We start from the raw sequence: 2,040 nt of genomic DNA on the forward strand, positions 1-2,040 counted from the left end.
GTCGCCGAGCATTGCGTGGGCGACGGCGAGCGTCCCCAGGAAACCGCCGGTGTAGTGGGCGCCTTCGCGCAGCGGAGTCCGGGCCAGGGCCCGGTTCATGAATCGCAGGCCGGCCGCGCCGTCACCGGCGGCCAGGCTGCACCAGGCCAGGTCGTACTCGCACCAAGCCGCCGGTAGCGACAGGCCCGCCTGGTCACATCGCCACGAGGCCTGTTCGGTCAGTGTGATGCGTTCGCCATCGGCCAGGTCGGCCATCATTGCGTCCCAGAAGCTCGCGTACGCAGTCGTGCCGGGATCGCCCAGTTCGGTGGCCAGTTCGAGTGCTTGGCGGCACAGGGGACATCCCCCACTTTCGTGGAGGCATGAGCTATGAGGAGTAGCCATGCCGGAGAAGAGAAGGAAGTTCGACGCTGAGTTCCGCCAAGGCGCTGTGCGCCTGGTGCAGGAGAGCCCGGGCAAGTCGATGGCCGCGATCGCCCGGGACCTGGGCATCAACGAGGGCACGCTGGGCAACTGGGTCGCCCGCGAGCGGGCCGGCCGGGACGGTGAGCTGTCGGCCGATGACCTGGCCGAGCTCAAGCGGCTGCGCGCGGAGGTCGCCGAGCTGCGGATGGAGCGCGATGTCCTCAAGCGCTCCGTGGTCCTGTGGGTGAAGGAGGCGACGAAGTGAGCGTGGCGGGCTTCATCGCCGACCAGAGGACCTCCCACCGGGTGCCGCACGCGGTCTGCTGCGCGATTCTGGGCATCAGCACCTCCTGGTTCTACAAGTGGCGCGATCGGGCTCCCACGGCCCGGCAGCGGCGCCGGGACGATCTCGACGCCGCAGTCCGTCGGTACTTCGAAGCCTCCGGACGGACCTACGGGTCCCCGCGGGTCCACCTGGACCTGCTCGAGGCGGGTTGGCAGGTCAGCGTGAACACGGTCGCGGACTCGATGCGCCGTCAGGGCCTGGCCGGGCGCAGACGCAGGGGTAACCGCGGCCTGACCCGTCAGGACCGCACGGCGCCGAAGTTCACCGACCTGTTGAGGCGGGATTTCACCGCGGACGGGCCGAACCGGAAATGGTGCGGCGACATGACCGAGATCCCGACGCAGGAGGGCAAGCTCTACCTCGCGACGGTGATCGACCTGTACGCGCGTCGGCTGCTCGCCTCGCCGATGAGCGAGCACCCGGACGCGGTACTGGCCGCCGACGCGATCAAGATCGCCGCTGCGGTGCGCGGTGGCCGGGCGGCGACCGCGGGCGTGATCTTCCACACCGACCGTGGCTCGACCTACACGGCGAACGCGTTCACCGAGCTGTGCAAGGAAAAACTCGGCATCCGCCAGTCGATGGGCCGGGTCGGGTCGTGCTTCGACAACGCCGCCGCCGAGGCGTTCTTCTCCACCCTCGAACACGAGGTCCTGTCCCGACAAGTGTTCACCACCCGGGCCGAAGCCCGCGTCGTGATCGGGGCGTGGTGCACTGACTTCTACAACAACCGCCGCCGACACACCTCGGCAGGCGGGATGCCCCCAGCCACCTACGAGACCCGCACTGACGCCCCGTCAGTTGCATAACTGAACCCTCCACGAAACGAGGGGAGTCCCAGACGGCCTGGTGGAGGTACTGCTCGCGCTGATCCACAAGATCTACTCCCGGGCCGAACGTGCCGCGGAGAAGGAACTGCTGGCCGACCTGCGTCGGGTCCGGGGCAAGACCGGGCTGCTCTACCGGCTGGCCGAGGCAGCGTTGGCGCATCCGGACGAGACCGTTCGTGCCGCGCTGTTCCCGGTGGTCGGTCCGGTCACCTTGGGTGAGCTGGTCGCCGAGGGCCGGGCGAACGAGTCGGCTTTGCGGGCGCGCACCCGGGAGAAGTTGTGCGCCTCCTACTCACACCACTACCGGTCGGTGATCTGGCAACTGCTTGCCGCCTTGGAGTTCCGTTCGTCGGGAACCGGCGGCGACGTGGTGGTCGAGGCGCTGGCGGTGGCACGCGAACACGTCGACCTGAAGCACCGTCACTATCCGACCGAGGCGAAGGTGCCGACCGATGCTGT

General features: G+C 68.7%; 4 protein-coding genes. 3 read left to right on the forward strand and 1 reads right to left on the reverse strand.

The genetic code is table 11. The annotated features are described in order from the left end of the window. Positions 1 to 255 (reverse strand): hypothetical protein (locus tag VGJ14_04530; protein HEY2831668.1); only part of this gene is annotated, 255 nt, incomplete at its 3' end. Between the two features lie 127 nt (positions 256 to 382). Between VGJ14_04530 and VGJ14_04535 the strand changes: the two genes are divergently transcribed. From VGJ14_04535 to VGJ14_04545, 3 genes are all read left to right on the forward strand, one after another. Next, positions 383 to 670: a transposase gene (locus tag VGJ14_04535; protein HEY2831669.1), complete on the forward strand. Its 288-nt coding sequence runs from the start codon at positions 383 to 385 to the stop codon at positions 668 to 670. Next, positions 667 to 1,560 carry an IS3 family transposase gene (locus VGJ14_04540; protein ID HEY2831670.1) on the forward strand — a complete coding sequence of 298 codons (894 nt, stop codon included), beginning with the start codon at positions 667 to 669 and terminating at the stop codon, positions 1,558 to 1,560. The genes VGJ14_04535 and VGJ14_04540 overlap by 4 nt, the downstream gene beginning before the upstream one ends. Positions 1,561 to 1,600: 40 nt before the next feature. Beyond that, a partial coding sequence (locus VGJ14_04545) for a hypothetical protein (GenBank protein ID HEY2831671.1) occupies positions 1,601 to 2,040 on the forward strand: 440 nt, incomplete at its 3' end.

The sequence above is a fragment of the Sporichthyaceae bacterium genome (genome assembly GCA_036493475.1).
In the GTDB taxonomy this organism is placed as follows: domain Bacteria; phylum Actinomycetota; class Actinomycetes; order Sporichthyales; family Sporichthyaceae; genus DASQPJ01.

What these genes read in the sequence shown, in the direction of transcription:
- VGJ14_04535 (HEY2831669.1), top strand. Translation starts at nt 383, where the DNA reads ATGCCGGAGAAGAGAAGGAAGTTCGACGCTGAGTTCCGCCAAGGCGCT.